The sequence below is a fragment of the Pseudomonas sp. 58(2021) genome (assembly GCF_017491585.1).
Classification (GTDB): Bacteria; Pseudomonadota; Gammaproteobacteria; order Pseudomonadales; family Pseudomonadaceae; genus Aquipseudomonas; species Aquipseudomonas fluorescens_BT.
Map to the genome: position 1 here is coordinate 81,813 of NZ_JAFGYZ010000006.1, position 16,255 is coordinate 98,067.

A 16,255-nucleotide genomic window follows, 5' to 3' on the forward strand; every position below is an offset into this window, starting at 1 on the left:
CCTAAGGTTGTTTTGCGATATCGATGATCAAGTTGGAATGACTCGCTTGATAATGTCGTATATCCCAAATGACTTTTATTGAATATCCGAAGAAGACAAGGAGTCTCTTATGGAATTAAAAATGGACAGCAAGGTTGTCGAGGCCGCCGAGAAGGCGCCTCGGGTATTTGTAAGTGCTTCGCTCGGTGAAGGTGAAGAATACAACCGGGAAACCGGTATTCAATTAACTAAAGAACAGATCATCAGCCTGCGCAAGTATGAGGTACTGGGGCTGTCGCTTCCTGTTCGGCTGGCGGACGTTGTTGCCTATCTGAACTACGGCGCCGGGGATGCCGGGGGCGTTGGGCTCAAGGCAACAGACTTCCTGCGGACATTCACCTGCACCTACGACCATGCGAAACGCTGGTCGCCGTTGCGTGAAAAAATCATGCTCACCGGTACTGATCTGAAAATTTTTGCCGGCAGCATCATTCGTACGGGTAAGGGAATCGTAGAGATCTACGAAGACCTGAAAGCCTCCAGGTATCTGGAGGAATACGATATCAATACGCCGCAAGAGTATCTGGAGCTGAAACGCACGATTCCGGATCTTCCAGACCTGGGCTTGCCGTCCGGGGATGTGCCGGAAATCAAGGCCTATCTCAATGACATGCTGGCCAAAGTCATGCAGTGCCATGCGAAGGCCGAGCATGTCAGGTCAGAACTCGACAGTTTCGGCGCTGATATGCGCGAGACCGTGCTGCCGGAGATCAAGCTGCGACTGGAGTTCGTGTCGCGCAATACCTATCAGGCAGACATTCAGGTCCTGCAGGGCGAAATCGACCAGCGCTCGAAAGAAATCGATGAACTGAACAAGCAATATGATCAGTTGGTTCAAGAAGCGATCCGGTCGGCAGCGACATTGAATATCGGTGGTTTGATTCTCGGCATCTATCAGGGCGTCAAGGCCGAAAAAATCCGCAAGGAGCGAAACCGGTTGAAGGCAGAGCAACAGGCCTCCAACCAAGTAATGGCCAGCAAAAACCAGACGCTGAGTTCCCTGAACAAAGTGCGCGATGATTTGCAGAACCTGAGTTATGTAGCGATTGAAGCCGAAGTCGCCACGCAAAACCTGATGCTGGTATGGAATGCACTAAGCACTTATATCAATGCCTCTGTCAAAGAAGTGGATCTGCTTAAAGAGGCAGCTTCCCTGAGGAAGTTCAAGAACCAGATTCTCGGCATTGTTGATCCGTGGGAGCAGATCAAGGTGAGTTCCGATCAGCTGTTGGGCGTCTTCGCTGCGGCAGATAAAGAGTATGGAAACAGCTTTGCGGTATTCGGGAGTAAAAGAACTATGTTGACGCTCAACAATCATCCAGCCGTTTCGGATTTTGACATCGCTGCCTTGCGCTCCTGCGCTGCAGCTGTTCAAACAAGCAATGTCACTGCACAGATGCTCGGTGAGGAGTTCAATTACATGCCGGGTACGGTCCGCACAATGAATGGGCTGACGATGGCTATCCAGAAAGCCACCTTTGAACTTCGTAATCAGGCCCAGACGACGGGGATCGATCTGGAGCGTGCGCAGAAGAAGTTGAAAACATCTCAGGACGAACTTCTCGAGTATCCGGATGATGCGGATGAAATCCACGAGGAAATGGAAAGCGAACTCAAGAATGTATCGATGAAAATCTCCGAGCACGCTGACGATTTGAAGATGACGCACAACGGCCTGACTACCGCTTACGACCGATCGGCTTCGGCGCAATGGATCGTGACGCTGCAGCAGGACCGGGCCTTCACGGAAGCACTGAAGGTCACATCGGAAGAAAAAGTCGTCGATTTCGAAAAGCAGATGAAATCGGTGTCTGAAGCGCTCGAGCTGATCGCGAAAGCCGGGGTGGAGAAAATCGGTCAGGAAGCCCAACTGACGCTGGATAACCTGAAAGCACTGGGGCTGGCACCACCGCAGGTCCAGATTGCATTGTTCGCCATTGATACCTTGAAAAAAATGATCGCGGGTATCGGTGAAGCCATTTCCTATCTGAACATGCTGGCGGGTTACAACCAGCTCAAGGATAAGGTGGCTGATCTGAGGACGCAGTTGAAGAAGTACGTCAACGAGATCGCCCAGATCGATGGAAAGATTCACCTGGTTCAGATCCTCGATCAACTGGACGAAGAGCGTTGGAGTTACGTGAATGAATTCTCGAATCTGGTGGCCCGATTCGAGTCATATGCCGGAGACTTCAGGCAAGACAAGTTACAGCCTGTCGAGCAACGAACGACTGCTGCAATCGCCCGGATTGCCGACGTCCGGCAGTATTTGAAAACGGTTCAGCAATAAGGAGTCGAGGCGGTGGGCGCCGCGCCCATCGCCTCCTGATCAGTCATGAATACACTTGCCTATGAACTTGGCGCAGCACAACGGCGGACACTGGACCGATACACAAATTTCCTGAGTTCACTTCATCCCACTTTCAACAACATCCCTTTGGTATTTGAGCGCCGCAGAACCAGCGGTCATCAATTGGCGGTACTGGCCAGCGATTCGCGTTTGAACAACGCCAGTTTCAATGCGCGCTATTTGCAGGCGTTCTGGCAGCGCACCGAAGAGGCTCGGCGCCTCTGCAGCACTTTCGTCGCGGATCTCGCTACGTTCACCGCCGAAACGCTGGAAATCACCCGGAACACTTCAAGGAACGAGCCTCTCAGTCAGGTGGATTTCAATCTGTACAGCTTATCCAGGTCGCCGACCTGGAAGCTGTTTCCCCCCACCGATGTCCCGGATCTTGTTCACGAGCTGGCGCTTCGGTTCTGCTCGTTAAGGGCGGCGATTCGCCAACTGAAATACACAATCGTCGAGGTGCATGACGAGTCGTTCGGTCTCAAGTCGGTGTTTGTCAGGGCGATGGATCATCGCACGTGTCAGTGCCATACCCAGCCGACAGTGGTCGAGGAGTTGTTTCGCGAAGCGCGCACTACGCCGGTTTGGGACGTGGCTTATTCGTCAGCGGATCCGCTTGTCAGAGGCGCCGAATACAAAACTGATATAGCCGGCTTGTTTAACGGATTGGCTTCCGTGAGTTCGCATATCAGCGTGTTTCTCGAAGAAACGGGCTTGCGCATCGACACGGTGTTCAATGAATTATTGAAGGCAGAGCGCGCGTCGAAACTCGGCGAGTTGAATTTCCAATTGGCTGCTGCGAAGGAGGGCGCTGACGAGTTCATGGCGATGATCAATCATCTTGAGGCATGGCTGCGCAAATAAAAAAGGCCCATGCATGCATGGGCCTTTCCATTTGAAGCGTCGCTTACACGTAGAACGACTTCAGTGGCGGGAAGCCATTGAACTCTACGGCGCTGTAGCTGGTGGTGTACGCACCGGTCGACAGCCAGTACAGGCGATCACCGATCGCCAGGTTCAGTGGCAGGCCGTACTTGTAGTTTTCGTACATGATATCGGCACTGTCGCAGGTCGGGCCCGCGATCACGACTTCTTCCATTTCGCCTTTCTTCTCGGTCCAGATCGGGAACTTGATGGCTTCGTCCATGGTTTCGATCAGGCCGGAGAACTTGCCCACATCGGTATAAACCCAACGCTCGACGGCGGTACGGGATTTACGCGCAACCAGTACCACTTCGCTGACCAGGATACCGGCGTTGGCAATCAGCGAACGGCCCGGTTCCAGAATGATTTCCGGCAGGTCATCACCGAAGTCTTCCTTCAGGAAGCGAATGATTTCTTCGGCGTAGGTTTCCAGGCTGTTGGTGCGGGTGATGTAGTTGGCCGGGAAGCCACCGCCCATGTTGATCAGCTTGAGGTGGATGCCGTCTTCCTCCTTCAGGCGCTCGAAGATCACTTTGACCTTGGCGATCGCCGCGTCCCAGACGCTGATGTCGCGCTGTTGCGAACCGACGTGGAACGAGATGCCGTAAGGCACCAGGCCCAGGTCACGGGCGAGGATCAGCAGGTCCATGGCCATGTCGGTCTGGCAGCCGAATTTGCGCGACAGTGGCCAGTCGGCCGTAGTCGAGCCTTCGGTCAGGATGCGCACATAGACTTTGGCGCCCGGTGCGGCCTTGGCGATGTTGCGCAGGTCGGCTTCGGAGTCGGTGGCGAACAGACGCACGCCCTTCTCATAGAAGTAGCGGATGTCCTTGGATTTCTTGATGGTGTTGCCGTAGCTGATCTGGTCCGGGCTGACGCCACGGCTCAGCACTTTGTCCAGCTCATAGATCGAGGCGATGTCGAAGCTCGAGCCTTTCTCCTTGAGCAGGTCGATGATCTCGACGGCCGGGTTGGCCTTGACCGCGTAGTAGACCTTGGCGAATTCGAAACCGGCGCGCAGGTCATCGTAGGCCTGGGCGATCATCGCGGTGTCGATCACCACGAACGGGGTTTCCTGTTTGTCGGCGAACGCCTTCATTTTCTGAAAGGTTTCGCGCGCGAAATAGTCTTCGACCTGGATCGACATACTTGGGAGCTCCTATGGGCAAACTCGTGAAATCAATGGGTGCAAATGAACGCCCTCCGTATCCCCACTTTGGTTCGCCTACTTCCCAAGGCATGTCGCCGAAAGCAAAAAGGCCATGGGAAATGTAGTCTTTCTTTCCCTTGGCCTTGCTGTCTCGTCGTCAGTACTTGAGCCGGATGGATCGTTTCCAGCATGGACGTTCGGCGCGAACTTTAGGGCGTGAGGGGCCTGAGATCAACTAAAAATGTCGCGTTTTTGCACGCTTCTGACGTACGTCGCGGATATCACTCTTTGTACCCGACCGAGATGACGGTCAGATGTTCCGCAATAATTTTCAGGTGTTAAAAATACCTGCACGTTCGATGCTGATGTGTGCCAAGTCATGGATAACTACGATCACTTCAACATCGGCGACGTTGGCGGCGAGAAAGGCAGGTGAGGGGGAAGTTGCTGGTTCAGGCTGGCAAAATCGGCCGGGTTCGGCTCTCGGGTGTGTTGATATTTCTTGCCGGCTCATCGTCGGTAGGAAAATCCCGGCCTTGAGTTTCCGGCGGTCGAAAAAAAGGGCTGTCGAACAGCCCTTTTGCTTTTGATCAGGCCACCGCTTCGGCCGGCGACACGATATTGGTCTTCATTCCGCGTGAACGACCCGAACTCAGGTACGCCGCAATCGACTCCTGGGTGACTTCGCCAAGGAAAACCCGCTCGGCATCCATCACTGGCAGCCACGCCCGATTGAACTCGTACATGCGCGACAACAGAATGCGCAGGTGTTCGTCATAGGCGGCCGTGGCGTTGAACTCGCGCAGGAATTGCGCGCATGTACCGGTCTGACGGTGAAGATCGCGACGGCGCACATAACCCAGTGCCTTGTTCTCAGCGTCAGTCACGACAACATAACGACGGTCATGTTCGTCCATCAACTCCAGCGCATCGGCCACCGGGGTTTCCGGGCTGACTGACGGCGCGTTGTCTGCTGCGTCTTCGGCTTTCACCAGCAGCAGGCGTTTGAGGGTGCTGTCCTGGCCAACGAAGTTGCTGACAAAGTCGTCCGCCGGATGGGCGAGCAGGGTGTCCGGATGGTCGATCTGCAGCAGTTTGCCGGCGCGGAAAATCGCGATCTTGTCGCCGAGCTTGATCGCTTCGTCGATGTCGTGGCTGACCATGATCACGGTCTTGTTCAGTGCCCGCTGCATCTCGAAAAACTCGTTCTGGATCATCTCGCGGTTGATCGGATCGACCGCACCGAACGGTTCGTCCATCAGCAACAGCGGTGCATCTGCCGCCAGGGCGCGGATCACGCCGATCCGTTGCTGCTGGCCGCCGGACAATTCGCGCGGATAACGATGCAGATACTGCTTGGGCTCAAGCTTGATCATGCTCATCAGCTCGCGGGCGCGGTCGTGGCATTTCTGTTTGTCCCAGCCGAGCAGCTTCGGCACCACCACGATGTTCTCTTCGATGGTCATGTTGGGGAACAGGCCGATCTGCTGGATCACGTAGCCGATGTTTCGGCGCAGGGTCACTTCGTCGAGGTCGGTGGTGTCTTCGCCATTGATCAGGATCTTGCCCGAAGTCGGTTTGATCAGGCGGTTGATCATTTTCAGCGTGGTGCTTTTGCCGCAGCCCGATGGCCCGAGGAATACGCAGATTTCGCCTTCATTGACGGTCAGGCTTACCGAGTCCACGGCTTTCACATCTTTGCCGTTGCTTTGGAAGGTCTTGCTGAGGTTTTGAAGTTCGATCATTTGAGTAATCCTTTTGGAGTCAAAGAGCGTTGCAGCCACTGCAAAAACAGGTCGGCGAAGATCGCCAGAAGACTGACCAGCAGCGCGCCGACGATCAGCATCGACATGTCGCTGCGGCTGATGGAGGCGAGGATCAGCACGCCGAGGCCGCCGGCACCGATGGTTGCGGCGATGGTCATCACGCCGATGTTCATCACCACGGCCGTACGCACGCCGGCCAGGATCACCGGCACCGCGATCGGTAGCTCGACCATGCGCAGGCGCTGGCCGAAGGTCATGCCGATGCCGCGTGCGGCTTCGCGGATGCCCGGTTCGACACCGGTCAGGGCGAGGTAGGTGTTGCGCATGATCGGCAGCAGTGAATAAAGGAACACGGCGGTGATCGCCGGCATCGGGCCGAGGCCCTGACCGAATTTCGAGTAGAACGGCAGCAGCAGGCCGAACAGCGCAATCGACGGCACGGTCAGCAGCACTGTGGCGCTGGCCTGCAAAGGGCCGGCGAGGCTCGGGAAGCGAGTCATCAGAATGCCCAGCGGCACGCCGATGAGAATCGCCAGACTGACGGCGATGCCGACCAGGGTGATGTGCTGCCAGGTCAGGTGCATCACCTGCTGCCAGTCGAGGTGGGAAAAGGCGTTCAAAAATTCCATGACTTTTCCTCCTTTAGTTAAGTGGGTGCTGGCGCAGGAAATCGGCAGCGACTTTCGACGGGCTTTCGTGATCGACATCGACCCGCGCATTGAGCTGGCGCATGGTTTCGTCGTCGAACAGCTCGGCCAGGGGTTTGAGCTGTTCCGCCAGTTGCGGGTGGGCGTCGAGGTAGGCCTGACGCACCACTGGCGCGGCGGTGTAGTCCGGGAAGTAATGCTTGTCGTCTTCCAGCAGCTTCAGCCCGAACGCATTGAGGCGACCGTCAGTGGTGTAGACCAGACCGGCAAACACCTGGCCGTTACGCAGGGCGGTGTAGACCAGTCCTGCGTCCATCTGCCGGATGTTTTGGCGGGTCAGGTTCATGTCGTACAGCTTGACCATGCCGTCCAGACCGTCGGAGCGGTTGGCGAACTCGGTGTCCAGCGCCACCAGATGATTGCTCCTGGCCTCGCTGCGCAGCACGTCGTTCAACTGGCTGATGTTGCTGATCTGCGGATATTGCTCGGCAACCTTTTTCGGCAGGGCGAGGGCGTAGGTGTTGCTGAATTTCGACGGTGTCAGCCAGACCAGGCCTTTTTTCGCGTCGAGTTCTTTCACTCGTGCGTAGGACTGTTCGCTGTCGAGTTTTTCGGTGACATGGTTGTAGGCCACCAGCGACACGCCGGTGTATTCCCAGAGCATGTCGAGTTGCCCACTCTCATGGGCGCTGCGGGCCAGGTTGCTGCCCAGGCCACCGGTAATCTGCGCGTCGTAGCCTTTGCTGCGCAGGTATTGCGCAGTGATTTCCGCGAGCAGGGTTTGCTCGGTGAACACCCGGGCACCGAGGCGGATGAGCGGCTTTTCCGCCGCCTGGGCAAATCCTGCGAACAGCAGGGCGCAGCCTAGAATCAAGCTAAGTCGTTTCATGAATATTCCTTTGCCGAAGCCTTAAGACGGGCGCAAACCGCGTTCCAGCCAGAGACGGCTGGCGAGGGTGACCACGCCATCGAGCAGCAACGCCAACAGCGCGGTGCACGCGGCGCCGAGCAGCAGTTGCGGCTGATTGTTCAGGGCGATGCCGGGGAAGATCAGGCTGCCGAGGCTGTTGGCGCCGATCAGGAAGGCCAGCGGCGCCGTACCGACGTTGATCGCCAGGGCCACCCGCACACCGCCAACGATGATCGGCACGGCGTTGGGCAATTCGACCTGCCACAACACCTGGCGCGGAGTCATGCCGATGCCGACTGCGGCTTCTTTCAGCGAACCCTGGACGTTTTTCAGGCCTTCATAGGTGTTGCGCACAATCGGCAAAAGCGAGGCGAGGAACAAAGCGAAGATCGCCGGACCACTGCCAATGCCGAGTATCCCCAGGGCAATCGCCAGTACGGCCAGCGGTGGCACAGTGTTGCCGATGTTGAAGATTTGCATGAAGCGTTCGGCGCGGCCGACCATGGTCGGGCGGCTCAGAAAGATACCGGCGGGGATGCCCACGACAAGGGCGGCCAGCATTGAAGCGAGGACGAGAATCAGATGAGCTTGCAGGTAAAACAACAAATCGTCGCGGTAGTGTTCGATCGTGTTGATGCCGATCCAGTGGACCAGCAGGGCCAGGAGCGCGATTACCACCGCACCTCCCATCAGCCCTTTGCCATAGCGGATAGCCACAGGCGGACTCCTTTTTTATAGTCGGCGGACGCTGTCCCGAGTGGCATGCCATGCCTGGCTGCCGGGCGTGAACGTTCGCGAGAAGCAGCTCCCCCAGCACCGGCCAAAAGCGGTCTGAAAGTGAGCCATGAGCGCAGCCTCGTCAGGCTAACTTGCTGATTTTTCAGCCCCTGACGAAAAGTCGTAACAGGGGATGGACGTCTCCGTGCTTTAAAAGGTTCCCATCTGAGGCAGCATTTGGCCACCCTTAATGTGCTCAACGGTTCGGTTATTGTCTTGACTTGGGCTATAATCGCGGCCCTTTTTTGAATCACCGCCAGGCGATTTCCCATGACCAGACAGGCCGCCGAAGTCGCGAAACGCCGCACTTTCGCCATTATTTCCCACCCCGATGCCGGTAAAACCACGATCACCGAAAAGCTCCTGTTGATGGGCAAGGCGATTGCAGTGGCCGGTACGGTGAAATCCCGTAAATCCGACCGCCATGCGACATCCGACTGGATGGAGATGGAGAAGCAGCGGGGTATTTCCATTACCACGTCGGTCATGCAGTTCCCGTATCGCGAACACATGATCAACCTGCTCGACACCCCGGGCCACGAAGACTTCTCCGAAGACACCTACCGCACCCTGACCGCGGTGGACTCGGCCTTGATGGTCCTCGACGGCGGTAAAGGTGTTGAGCCACGTACCATTGCGCTGATGGACGTCTGCCGTCTGCGTGACACGCCGATCGTCAGCTTCATCAACAAACTCGACCGTGACATCCGTGACCCGATCGAACTGCTCGACGAAATCGAAGCCGTTCTGAAGATCAAGGCCGCACCGATCACCTGGCCGATCGGTTGCTACCGCGACTTCAAGGGCGTTTACCACCTGGCCGACGACTACATCATTGTCTACACCGCCGGCCACGGTCACGAACGCACCGAAACCAAGATCATCGAAAAGCTTGATTCCGACGAAGCCCGCGCCCACCTGGGCGACGAGTACGACCGCTTCCTCGAACAGCTGGAACTGGTGCAGGGCGCCTGCCACGAGTTCAACCAGCAGGAGTTCCTCGACGGTCAACTGACCCCGGTGTTCTTCGGTACCGCACTGGGCAACTTCGGTGTCGATCACGTGCTCGACGCCGTAGTCGACTGGGCACCGCGTCCGCTGCCACGTGTGGCCAACGAGCGTACCGTGGAGCCGGTGGAAGAGAAGTTCTCGGGCTTCATCTTCAAGATCCAAGCGAACATGGACCCGAAACACCGTGACCGCATCGCCTTCATGCGCATTTGCTCGGGCAAGTACGAGAAAGGCATGAAGATGCGTCACGTGCGTACCGGCAAGGACGTGCGCATCGGCGACGCCCTGACGTTCTTCTCCTCCGAGCGTGAACAGCTCGAAGAAGCGTACGCCGGCGATATCATCGGTCTGCACAACCACGGCACGATCCAGATCGGTGACACCTTCAGCGAAGGCGAAACCCTGGGCTTCACCGGTATCCCGCACTTCGCCCCGGAACTGTTCCGCCGCGTACGCCTGCGCGATCCGCTGAAATCCAAGCAACTGCGCCAGGGCCTGCAACAGCTGGCCGAAGAAGGCGCGACCCAGGTGTTCTTCCCGGAGCGCAGCAACGACATCATCCTCGGCGCCGTCGGTGTGCTGCAGTTCGATGTGGTCGCCAGCCGCCTGAAAGAGGAATACAAGGTTGAGTGCTCCTACGAGCCGATCACCGTCTATTCCGCGCGCTGGATCGAATGCAGCGACAAGAAGAAGCTCGAGGAATTCTCCAACAAGGCGGTGGAAAACCTGGCGCTGGACGGCGGCGGTCATCTGACTTACCTGGCGCCGACCCGGGTCAACCTGGCCCTGATGGAAGAGCGCTGGCCGGACGTGAAATTCCGCGCGACGCGTGAGCACCACTAAGCGCTGACTGGCGACACCCGAAAGCCCACTGTTAAAACAGTGGGTTTTTTTTGCGTGTTGATTAAGTATGCGAACTCATTCAAGTCGGGCGCAGTGCATCTGGTCCCATCAATAAGGGAGCGATCGAATGACAGGGAGGCTCGCTTATCTGCTTCGGCCCAATGGTTATTTCAGCCTGATGGCCTGGGTGCTGGCGGCGTTGCTCTTCATTAATCGCCTGAGCAGCATGGTCAAGCTGTTCATGGCGTTGTACTTGCGCCAGGAGCTGGGGCTGGCGATTGAAACCGTCGGCTGGCTGCTGTCGGCATATGGCGGTGGTCTGCTGATCGGCTCGATGCTCGGCGGATGGCTCAGTGACCACGTCCGCACGGCGCGCCTGACGGCGGCGCTGTTCTTTGTCTCTGCGTGGGTTCTGGTCTTGCTGGGTCTGGTTACGCAAGTGCCGTTGCTGGCCGGGTTGTTATTGCTCAGCGGCACTCTCGATGGCGCGATTCGCACCCTGCATCAGCGACTGATCATGGAGTATTGCGAGGTTGCGCAGCGCCCACGGGCGCAGGCCTTGAGTCGCATCGCCCGGAACCTCGGGATGGCCGCTGCCGGTGTAGCGGGCGGTGTTCTGGCACAGGTGGATTTTCGCTGGGTGTTTTTCATCAGTGCCGGGCTCACGCTGCTGGCGCTGCTCTGGTTCATCCGCACGACCTGGCGCCGGCCGGTGCTGATCGCTGACGAGGCGCCACCGGCGCAATCGGGTTCGGGCCTTCCCTATCGCGACAAACCATTTCTCTGGTTGCTGGCGGCGACCGTCCTTCTTGGCATGTCGTTCGACACGGTCTACAGCACCTTGGGCAACTATCTTCGCGACTATTACCGTTTGAGCACCGAGGCCATCGGCTGGCAGTTCGCGATCAACGCGATTCTGGTGGTAGCGCTGCAGATTCCCATGTCGCACTGGGGGGAACGCTGGGGCGCGCGTCGGCCATTGATCGCCGGTTGTGTGTTGCTGGCGGTCGGACTCGGCATGTTGCCGCTGGGTTCCGGCTTGTTTTATGCCTGTCTCTCGACAGTCATCTGGACGCTGGGGGAGGCGTTGTTCATGCCACCGTTGAACGTGCTGGTAATGCAGCATGCACAAACCGGAAAAAGCGGCCGTTACTTCGGTCTGTTCTTCATGGCCTGGAGTGCGAGTTCCCTGTTGTCGCCGGTGCTGGGTGGGCAGCTCTACGGCCAGTTCGGTGGCCACAGTGTCTGGCTGGCGAGTGCCGTACTGGCCTCGCTGTCAGTACCGCTGATTTATCAGGCCACCCGTATTCGAACCACGCAATGCGCAAATGCTTAGCCGATCCGGTTATAGGCGTTATTCGAAAGCGGTCTGTCCACGCATGGCATTTTCGGGCATGGGGCAACGTCCTATCTGGTGAACCCGGCGGATCGGAACTAGATTTCAATCAGCGTCAGGTCAGCATGAATTTCTCACTTGGAACAGGATGGACTCGGCTATGAAAAACAGGTTGCTACGGGTTTTGCTGCTGTTGAAAGTGATGGTGATGCTGTCCCTCGGCACCGCGACGGCCTGGGCCGAGTGCGAGGATCACGATACCCAGGCGTCCAGCGGGCAGGTGGGGCACAGCGCGCTGATGCTGGCCAAGTCCGAGTCCGAGCCGGGCGATCAGGGCCAGGGTGGCAGCGCCGACGATGACGACTCGACCACCGACGAGCCGGACTCCGATGATCCGGATGAAGGCGATAGCCAGACGTAAATTCCGGACAAAAGAAAACCCCTTCTTTCTCGACTGATGCGCAATCGAGGCAGAAGGGGTTTGGTCAACATCATCAACAACCCGCCCCAGGAAACCGGGCGGGTTTTTTCATGCCGCGCCGTCGAGGAACTGTTCGGCGTAGTGGCAAGCCACCTGCCGATTGTCGAGGTGGCGCAACGCCGGTTCTTCAGTACTGCAACGCTCGGTCGCGTACGGGCAGCGCTTGTGGAAAGCACAGCCCGGTGGCGGGTTCAGCGGGTTAGGCAACTCGCCGACGATCTTGATTTTCGGCTTGTTCGGGTCCGGATGGATGGTCGGGGTCGCCGACAGCAGCGCCTGGGTGTACGGGTGCAGCGGGCGTTCGTAGATGTCGTTCTTCGGACCCATTTCCACGGGGCGGCCGAGGTACATCACCATCACGTCATCGGCCACGTGTTGCACCACCGCGAGGTTGTGCGAGATGAACACATAGGCGGTGTTGAACTCCTGCTGCAGATCCATGAACAGGTTCAGTACCTGGGCCTGGATCGACACATCGAGCGCCGAGGTCGGTTCGTCCGCCACCAGCACTTTCGGTTGCAGCATCATCGCTCGGGCCAGCGCGATACGCTGACGCTGACCGCCGGAGAACATGTGCGGATAGCGCTGATAATGCTCGGGACGCAAGCCGACCTGCTTCATCATCGCCTGGACTTTCTCGCGACGTTCGGCGGCCGACAGGTTGGTGTTGATCAGCAGCGGCTCGGCCAGTTGATCACCGATCTTCTGCCGTGGGTTCAACGAGGCGTATGGGCTCTGGAACACCATCTGCACGTCTTTGCGCAGTTGCTTGCGCTGGGCCTTGTCGGCGCCGGCCACTTCTTGCCCGGCGATTTTCAGGGAGCCGGACGACGGCTCCTCGATCAGGGTCAGGGCACGGGCCAGGGTGGATTTGCCGCAGCCCGATTCGCCCACAACGGCGAGGGTCTTGCCGGCTTCCAGTTCGAACGACACACCGTTGAGGGCGCGCACGGTCGCGTGGCCCTTGAACAGGCCACGGGAGACTTCGTAGTGACGGGTCAGGTCGCGGGCGGTAAGTACGACGGCCATTACGCCACCTCCTGGTTCAGCGGGTAGAAGCAGCGGGCGAGGCTGTGGCTTTTCGGGTCAAGGGTCGGACGCTGTGCGCGGCAGCTGTCCTGCACGTACGGGCAGCGCGGTGACAACAGGCAGCCTTGCGGACGGTCGTAACGGCCCGGAACGATGCCCGGCAGGGTGGCCAGACGCTCGGCACCCTGGCTGTGCTCCGGAATCGCCTTGAGCAGCGCTTCGCTGTACGGGTGCGCGGGGATGTCGAACAGTTGCGGCACCTGACCGACTTCAACGGCTTGCCCTGCGTACATCACGCACACGCGCTGGGCGGTTTCAGCCACCACGGCGAGGTCGTGGGTGATCAGCACCAGGCCCATGTTCTGCTCTTTCTGCAACGCCAGCAGCAGGTCCATGATCTGCGCCTGAATCGTCACGTCGAGTGCTGTGGTCGGTTCGTCGGCGATCAGCAGTTTCGGCTCGCCGGCAATCGCCATGGCAATTGCCACGCGCTGGCTCATGCCGCCGGACAGTTGATGCGGGTAGGCGTCCATACGGTTCGCGGCGCCCGGGATTTCAACCTTTTCCAGCAGTTCGATGGCGCGCTTGCGGGCGGCCTTGCCGGACATTTTCAGGTGCAGGCGCAGCACTTCCTCGATCTGGAAACCGACGGTGTAGCTCGGGTTCAGCGCGGTCATCGGATCCTGGAACACCATGGACAGGTCTTTACCGACGATCTGCCGACGCTGGCGATTGCTCAGTTTGAGCATGTCTTTACCGTCGAAGCTCAGGGAGTCGGCAGTGACGATCCCCGGGTGTTCGATCAGGCCCATCAGCGCCATCATGGTCACGGACTTGCCGGAACCCGACTCGCCCACGATCGCCAGGACTTCGCCCTTGTCGACTTTCAGGTCGAGGCCGTCGACCACTGGTGTGGCGTTCTTGTCGCCGAAGCGAACGTTGAGATTCTTGATTTCTAGCAGTGACATGGGAATCTCCTCAGGCGGCGTTCTTGAGTTTCGGGTCCAGCGCATCGCGCAGACCGTCGCCCATCAAGTTGATTGCCAGCACGCTGAGCAAAATGGTCAAACCAGGCAGACTCACGACCCACCAGGCGCGTTCGATGTAGTCGCGGGCCGAAGCCAGCATGGTGCCCCACTCAGGGGTTGGCGGCTGGACGCCGAGGCCGAGGAAGCCCAGAGCGGCGGCATCGAGGATCGCCGACGAGAAGCTCAGGGTCGCCTGGACGATCAGCGGTGCCATGCAGTTGGGCAGCACGGTGATGAACATCAGGCGTGGCAGACCGGCACCGGCCAGGCGCGCAGCGGTCACGTAGTCGCGGTTCAGTTCGCCCATCACCGCGGCACGGGTCAGACGCACGTAGGACGGCAAGGACACCACGGCAATGGCGATCACGGTGTTGATCAGGCCTGGGCCGAGGATGGCGACGATCGCCACGGCCAGCAGCAGCGACGGCAGGGCCAGCATGATGTCCATCAGACGCATGATGGTCGGGCCAATCATTTTCGGGAAAAAGCCGGCGAACAGGCCCAGCAGAATCCCCGGGATCAGCGACATCACCACCGACGACAGACCGATCAGCAGCGAAAGACGCGAACCCTGGATCAGACGCGACAGCAGGTCGCGACCCAGTTCGTCGGTACCGAGCAGGAATTGCATCTGCCCGCCTTCGAGCCACGCCGGCGGCGTCAGCAGGAAGTCACGGTATTGCTCGCTCGGGTTATGCGGGGCGACCCACGGCGCGAAAATCGCGCAGAAAATTACCAGCAGCATGAACAGCAGACCGGCGACGGCGCCCTTGTTCTTGGCAAAGGCCTGCCAGAACTCTTTGTACGGTGACGGGTACAGCAGACTTTGATCCACGGCGGTGGCGGCGGTGACTACTGAGGAAGTTGGAGTGCTCATGGGTATTGACCTCAGCGCTGATGACGGATGCGTGGGTTGGCAAAGCCGTAGAGGATGTCCACCACGAAGTTGACCAGAATCACCAGGCAGGCGATTAACAGGATGCCGTTTTGCACAACCGGGTAGTCCCGGGCGCCGATGGCTTCGATCAGCCATTTACCGATGCCGGGCCAGGAGAAGATGGTTTCGGTCAGGACCGCACCGGCCAGCAGGGTGCCGACTTGCAGGCCGACCACGGTCAACACCGGGATCAGCGCGTTGCGCAGGCCGTGCACGAACACCACGCGCGACGGCGACAGGCCTTTGGCCTTGGCGGTACGGATGTAGTCTTCACGCAATACTTCGAGCATCGACGAGCGGGTCATCCGCGCGATCACCGCCAGCGGAATGGTGCCCAGCACGATGGCCGGCAGGATCAGGTGGTGCAGGGCATCGAGGAACGCGCCCATGTCATCGGCCAGCAGGGTGTCGATCAGCATGAAACCGGTGCGCGGCTCGATGTCGTAAAGCAGGTCGATCCGTCCGGATACCGGGGTCCAGCCCAGGCTCACGGAGAAGAACATGATGAGGATCAGGCCCCACCAGAAAATCGGCATCGAGTACCCCGCCAGGGAGATGCCCATCACCCCGTGGTCGAACAGGGATCCTCGCTTGAGGGCCGCAATCACCCCGGCCAACAGGCCCAGGATGCCGGCGAACAGCAGGGCGGCCATGGACAGTTCCAGGGTCGCCGGGAAGAGGGAGGTGAACTCGGTCCATACGCTCTCGCGGGTGCGCAGGGATTCACCGAGGTCGCCGTGGGCCAGTTTGCCGATGTAGTCCAGGTACTGGGCGTACAGCGGTTTGTTCAGACCGAGGCGTTCCATTGCCTGAGCGTGCATTTCGGGGTCGACCCGACGTTCGCCCATCATCACTTCCACGGGGTCGCCGGGAATCATGCGAATCAACGCGAAAGTCAGCAAGGTGATGCCGAAAAACGTGGGGATCAATAACCCCAGTCGGCGGGCAATAAAACTAAACATCGTGTGTGGTACCTCATCAGCCGGTTAGGCGTGCCCGGTTTCCCTGGGGTCAGGGAAACCGGGAG

The 16,255-nt window shown here is 58.7% G+C and carries 14 protein-coding genes; 5 read left to right on the forward strand and 9 right to left on the reverse strand.

Going from position 1 to position 16,255, the window contains the following annotated elements:
* Positions 1 to 109: 109 nt before the first annotated feature.
* Positions 110 to 2,329: an alpha-xenorhabdolysin family binary toxin subunit A gene (locus J5M72_RS08680; RefSeq protein WP_207865190.1), complete on the forward strand. Its 2,220-nt coding sequence runs from the start codon at positions 110 to 112 to the stop codon at positions 2,327 to 2,329.
* Between the two features lie 45 nt (positions 2,330 to 2,374).
* Positions 2,375 to 3,253 carry a hypothetical protein gene (locus tag J5M72_RS08685; RefSeq protein WP_207865192.1) on the forward strand — a complete coding sequence of 293 codons (879 nt, stop codon included), beginning with the start codon at positions 2,375 to 2,377 and terminating at the stop codon, positions 3,251 to 3,253.
* Between the two features lie 43 nt (positions 3,254 to 3,296).
* Here the strand turns inward: J5M72_RS08685 and J5M72_RS08690 are convergent, their stop codons facing one another.
* From J5M72_RS08690 to J5M72_RS08710, 5 genes are all read right to left on the reverse strand, one after another.
* On the reverse strand, positions 3,297 to 4,460 hold the full coding sequence (locus J5M72_RS08690) for a type III PLP-dependent enzyme (RefSeq protein ID WP_039769212.1): 1,164 nt from the start codon (positions 4,458 to 4,460) through the stop codon (positions 3,297 to 3,299).
* A 593-nt stretch (positions 4,461 to 5,053) separates the two neighbouring features.
* Positions 5,054 to 6,208, reverse strand: coding sequence for an ABC transporter ATP-binding protein (locus J5M72_RS08695; RefSeq protein ID WP_007953692.1), 1,155 nt, complete (start codon positions 6,206 to 6,208; stop codon positions 5,054 to 5,056).
* The gene (locus J5M72_RS08700) at positions 6,205 to 6,858 is read right to left on the reverse strand and encodes an ABC transporter permease (protein ID WP_085729571.1); all 654 of its coding nucleotides are present in this window, start codon (positions 6,856 to 6,858) and stop codon (positions 6,205 to 6,207) included. Before J5M72_RS08700 ends, J5M72_RS08695 begins: the two co-directional genes overlap by 4 nt.
* A 13-nt stretch (positions 6,859 to 6,871) precedes the next feature.
* Positions 6,872 to 7,765 (reverse strand): glycine betaine ABC transporter substrate-binding protein, encoded by an 894-nt coding sequence (locus J5M72_RS08705; RefSeq protein ID WP_207865194.1) that lies wholly within the window; start codon positions 7,763 to 7,765, stop codon positions 6,872 to 6,874.
* A gap of 21 nt (positions 7,766 to 7,786) precedes the next feature.
* The gene (locus J5M72_RS08710; protein WP_169432591.1) at positions 7,787 to 8,476 is read right to left on the reverse strand and encodes an ABC transporter permease; all 690 of its coding nucleotides are present in this window, start codon (positions 8,474 to 8,476) and stop codon (positions 7,787 to 7,789) included.
* Positions 8,477 to 8,833: 357 nt separating this feature from the next.
* Between J5M72_RS08710 and J5M72_RS08715 the strand changes: the two genes are divergently transcribed.
* From J5M72_RS08715 to J5M72_RS08725, 3 genes are all read left to right on the forward strand, one after another.
* On the forward strand, positions 8,834 to 10,417 hold the full coding sequence (locus J5M72_RS08715) for a peptide chain release factor 3 (RefSeq protein ID WP_102717839.1): 1,584 nt from the start codon (positions 8,834 to 8,836) through the stop codon (positions 10,415 to 10,417).
* Positions 10,418 to 10,544: 127 nt separating this feature from the next.
* A complete protein-coding gene (locus tag J5M72_RS08720; protein ID WP_169428829.1) occupies positions 10,545 to 11,753 on the forward strand; it encodes an MFS transporter in 1,209 nt (402 codons plus the stop codon).
* A gap of 160 nt (positions 11,754 to 11,913) precedes the next feature.
* Positions 11,914 to 12,174 carry a hypothetical protein gene (locus J5M72_RS08725; protein WP_085729575.1) on the forward strand — a complete coding sequence of 87 codons (261 nt, stop codon included), beginning with the start codon at positions 11,914 to 11,916 and terminating at the stop codon, positions 12,172 to 12,174.
* A 108-nt stretch (positions 12,175 to 12,282) separates the two neighbouring features.
* Here the strand turns inward: J5M72_RS08725 and J5M72_RS08730 are convergent, their stop codons facing one another.
* Genes J5M72_RS08730 through J5M72_RS08745 form a run of 4 tightly spaced genes read right to left on the reverse strand, consistent with a single transcriptional unit; the run spans position 12,283 to position 16,190 of the window.
* A complete protein-coding gene (locus tag J5M72_RS08730; RefSeq protein WP_169428832.1) occupies positions 12,283 to 13,263 on the reverse strand; it encodes a peptide ABC transporter ATP-binding protein in 981 nt (326 codons plus the stop codon).
* Positions 13,263 to 14,231: an ABC transporter ATP-binding protein gene (locus J5M72_RS08735; RefSeq protein ID WP_169428833.1), complete on the reverse strand. Its 969-nt coding sequence runs from the start codon at positions 14,229 to 14,231 to the stop codon at positions 13,263 to 13,265. Before J5M72_RS08735 ends, J5M72_RS08730 begins: the two co-directional genes overlap by 1 nt.
* 10 nt (positions 14,232 to 14,241) lie before the next feature.
* Complete coding sequence (locus tag J5M72_RS08740; protein ID WP_115076533.1) at positions 14,242 to 15,168, reverse strand: ABC transporter permease subunit; 927 nt, start codon at positions 15,166 to 15,168, stop codon at positions 14,242 to 14,244.
* Between the two features lie 11 nt (positions 15,169 to 15,179).
* Entirely contained in the window at positions 15,180 to 16,190 is a 1,011-nt protein-coding gene (locus tag J5M72_RS08745) for an ABC transporter permease subunit (protein ID WP_007953665.1), read from the reverse strand.
* Between the last annotated feature and the right edge of the window lie 65 nt (positions 16,191 to 16,255).

Bases quoted from the DNA above. Each gene is read 5' to 3' on its own strand.
- J5M72_RS08680 (WP_207865190.1), top strand. From the start codon at position 110: ATGGAATTAAAAATGGACAGCAAGGTTGTCGAGGCCGCCGAGAAGGCG.
- J5M72_RS08685 (WP_207865192.1), top strand. From the start codon at position 2,375: ATGAATACACTTGCCTATGAACTTGGCGCAGCACAACGGCGGACACTG.
- J5M72_RS08690 (WP_039769212.1), bottom strand. From the start codon at position 4,460: ATGTCGATCCAGGTCGAAGACTATTTCGCGCGCGAAACCTTTCAGAAA.
- J5M72_RS08695 (WP_007953692.1), bottom strand. From the start codon at position 6,208: ATGATCGAACTTCAAAACCTCAGCAAGACCTTCCAAAGCAACGGCAAA.
- J5M72_RS08700 (WP_085729571.1), bottom strand. From the start codon at position 6,858: ATGGAATTTTTGAACGCCTTTTCCCACCTCGACTGGCAGCAGGTGATG.
- J5M72_RS08705 (WP_207865194.1), bottom strand. From the start codon at position 7,765: ATGAAACGACTTAGCTTGATTCTAGGCTGCGCCCTGCTGTTCGCAGGA.
- J5M72_RS08710 (WP_169432591.1), bottom strand. From the start codon at position 8,476: ATGGGAGGTGCGGTGGTAATCGCGCTCCTGGCCCTGCTGGTCCACTGG.
- J5M72_RS08715 (WP_102717839.1), top strand. From the start codon at position 8,834: ATGACCAGACAGGCCGCCGAAGTCGCGAAACGCCGCACTTTCGCCATT.
- J5M72_RS08720 (WP_169428829.1), top strand. From the start codon at position 10,545: ATGACAGGGAGGCTCGCTTATCTGCTTCGGCCCAATGGTTATTTCAGC.
- J5M72_RS08725 (WP_085729575.1), top strand. From the start codon at position 11,914: ATGAAAAACAGGTTGCTACGGGTTTTGCTGCTGTTGAAAGTGATGGTG.
- J5M72_RS08730 (WP_169428832.1), bottom strand. From the start codon at position 13,263: ATGGCCGTCGTACTTACCGCCCGCGACCTGACCCGTCACTACGAAGTC.
- J5M72_RS08735 (WP_169428833.1), bottom strand. From the start codon at position 14,231: ATGTCACTGCTAGAAATCAAGAATCTCAACGTTCGCTTCGGCGACAAG.
- J5M72_RS08740 (WP_115076533.1), bottom strand. From the start codon at position 15,168: ATGAGCACTCCAACTTCCTCAGTAGTCACCGCCGCCACCGCCGTGGAT.
- J5M72_RS08745 (WP_007953665.1), bottom strand. From the start codon at position 16,190: ATGTTTAGTTTTATTGCCCGCCGACTGGGGTTATTGATCCCCACGTTT.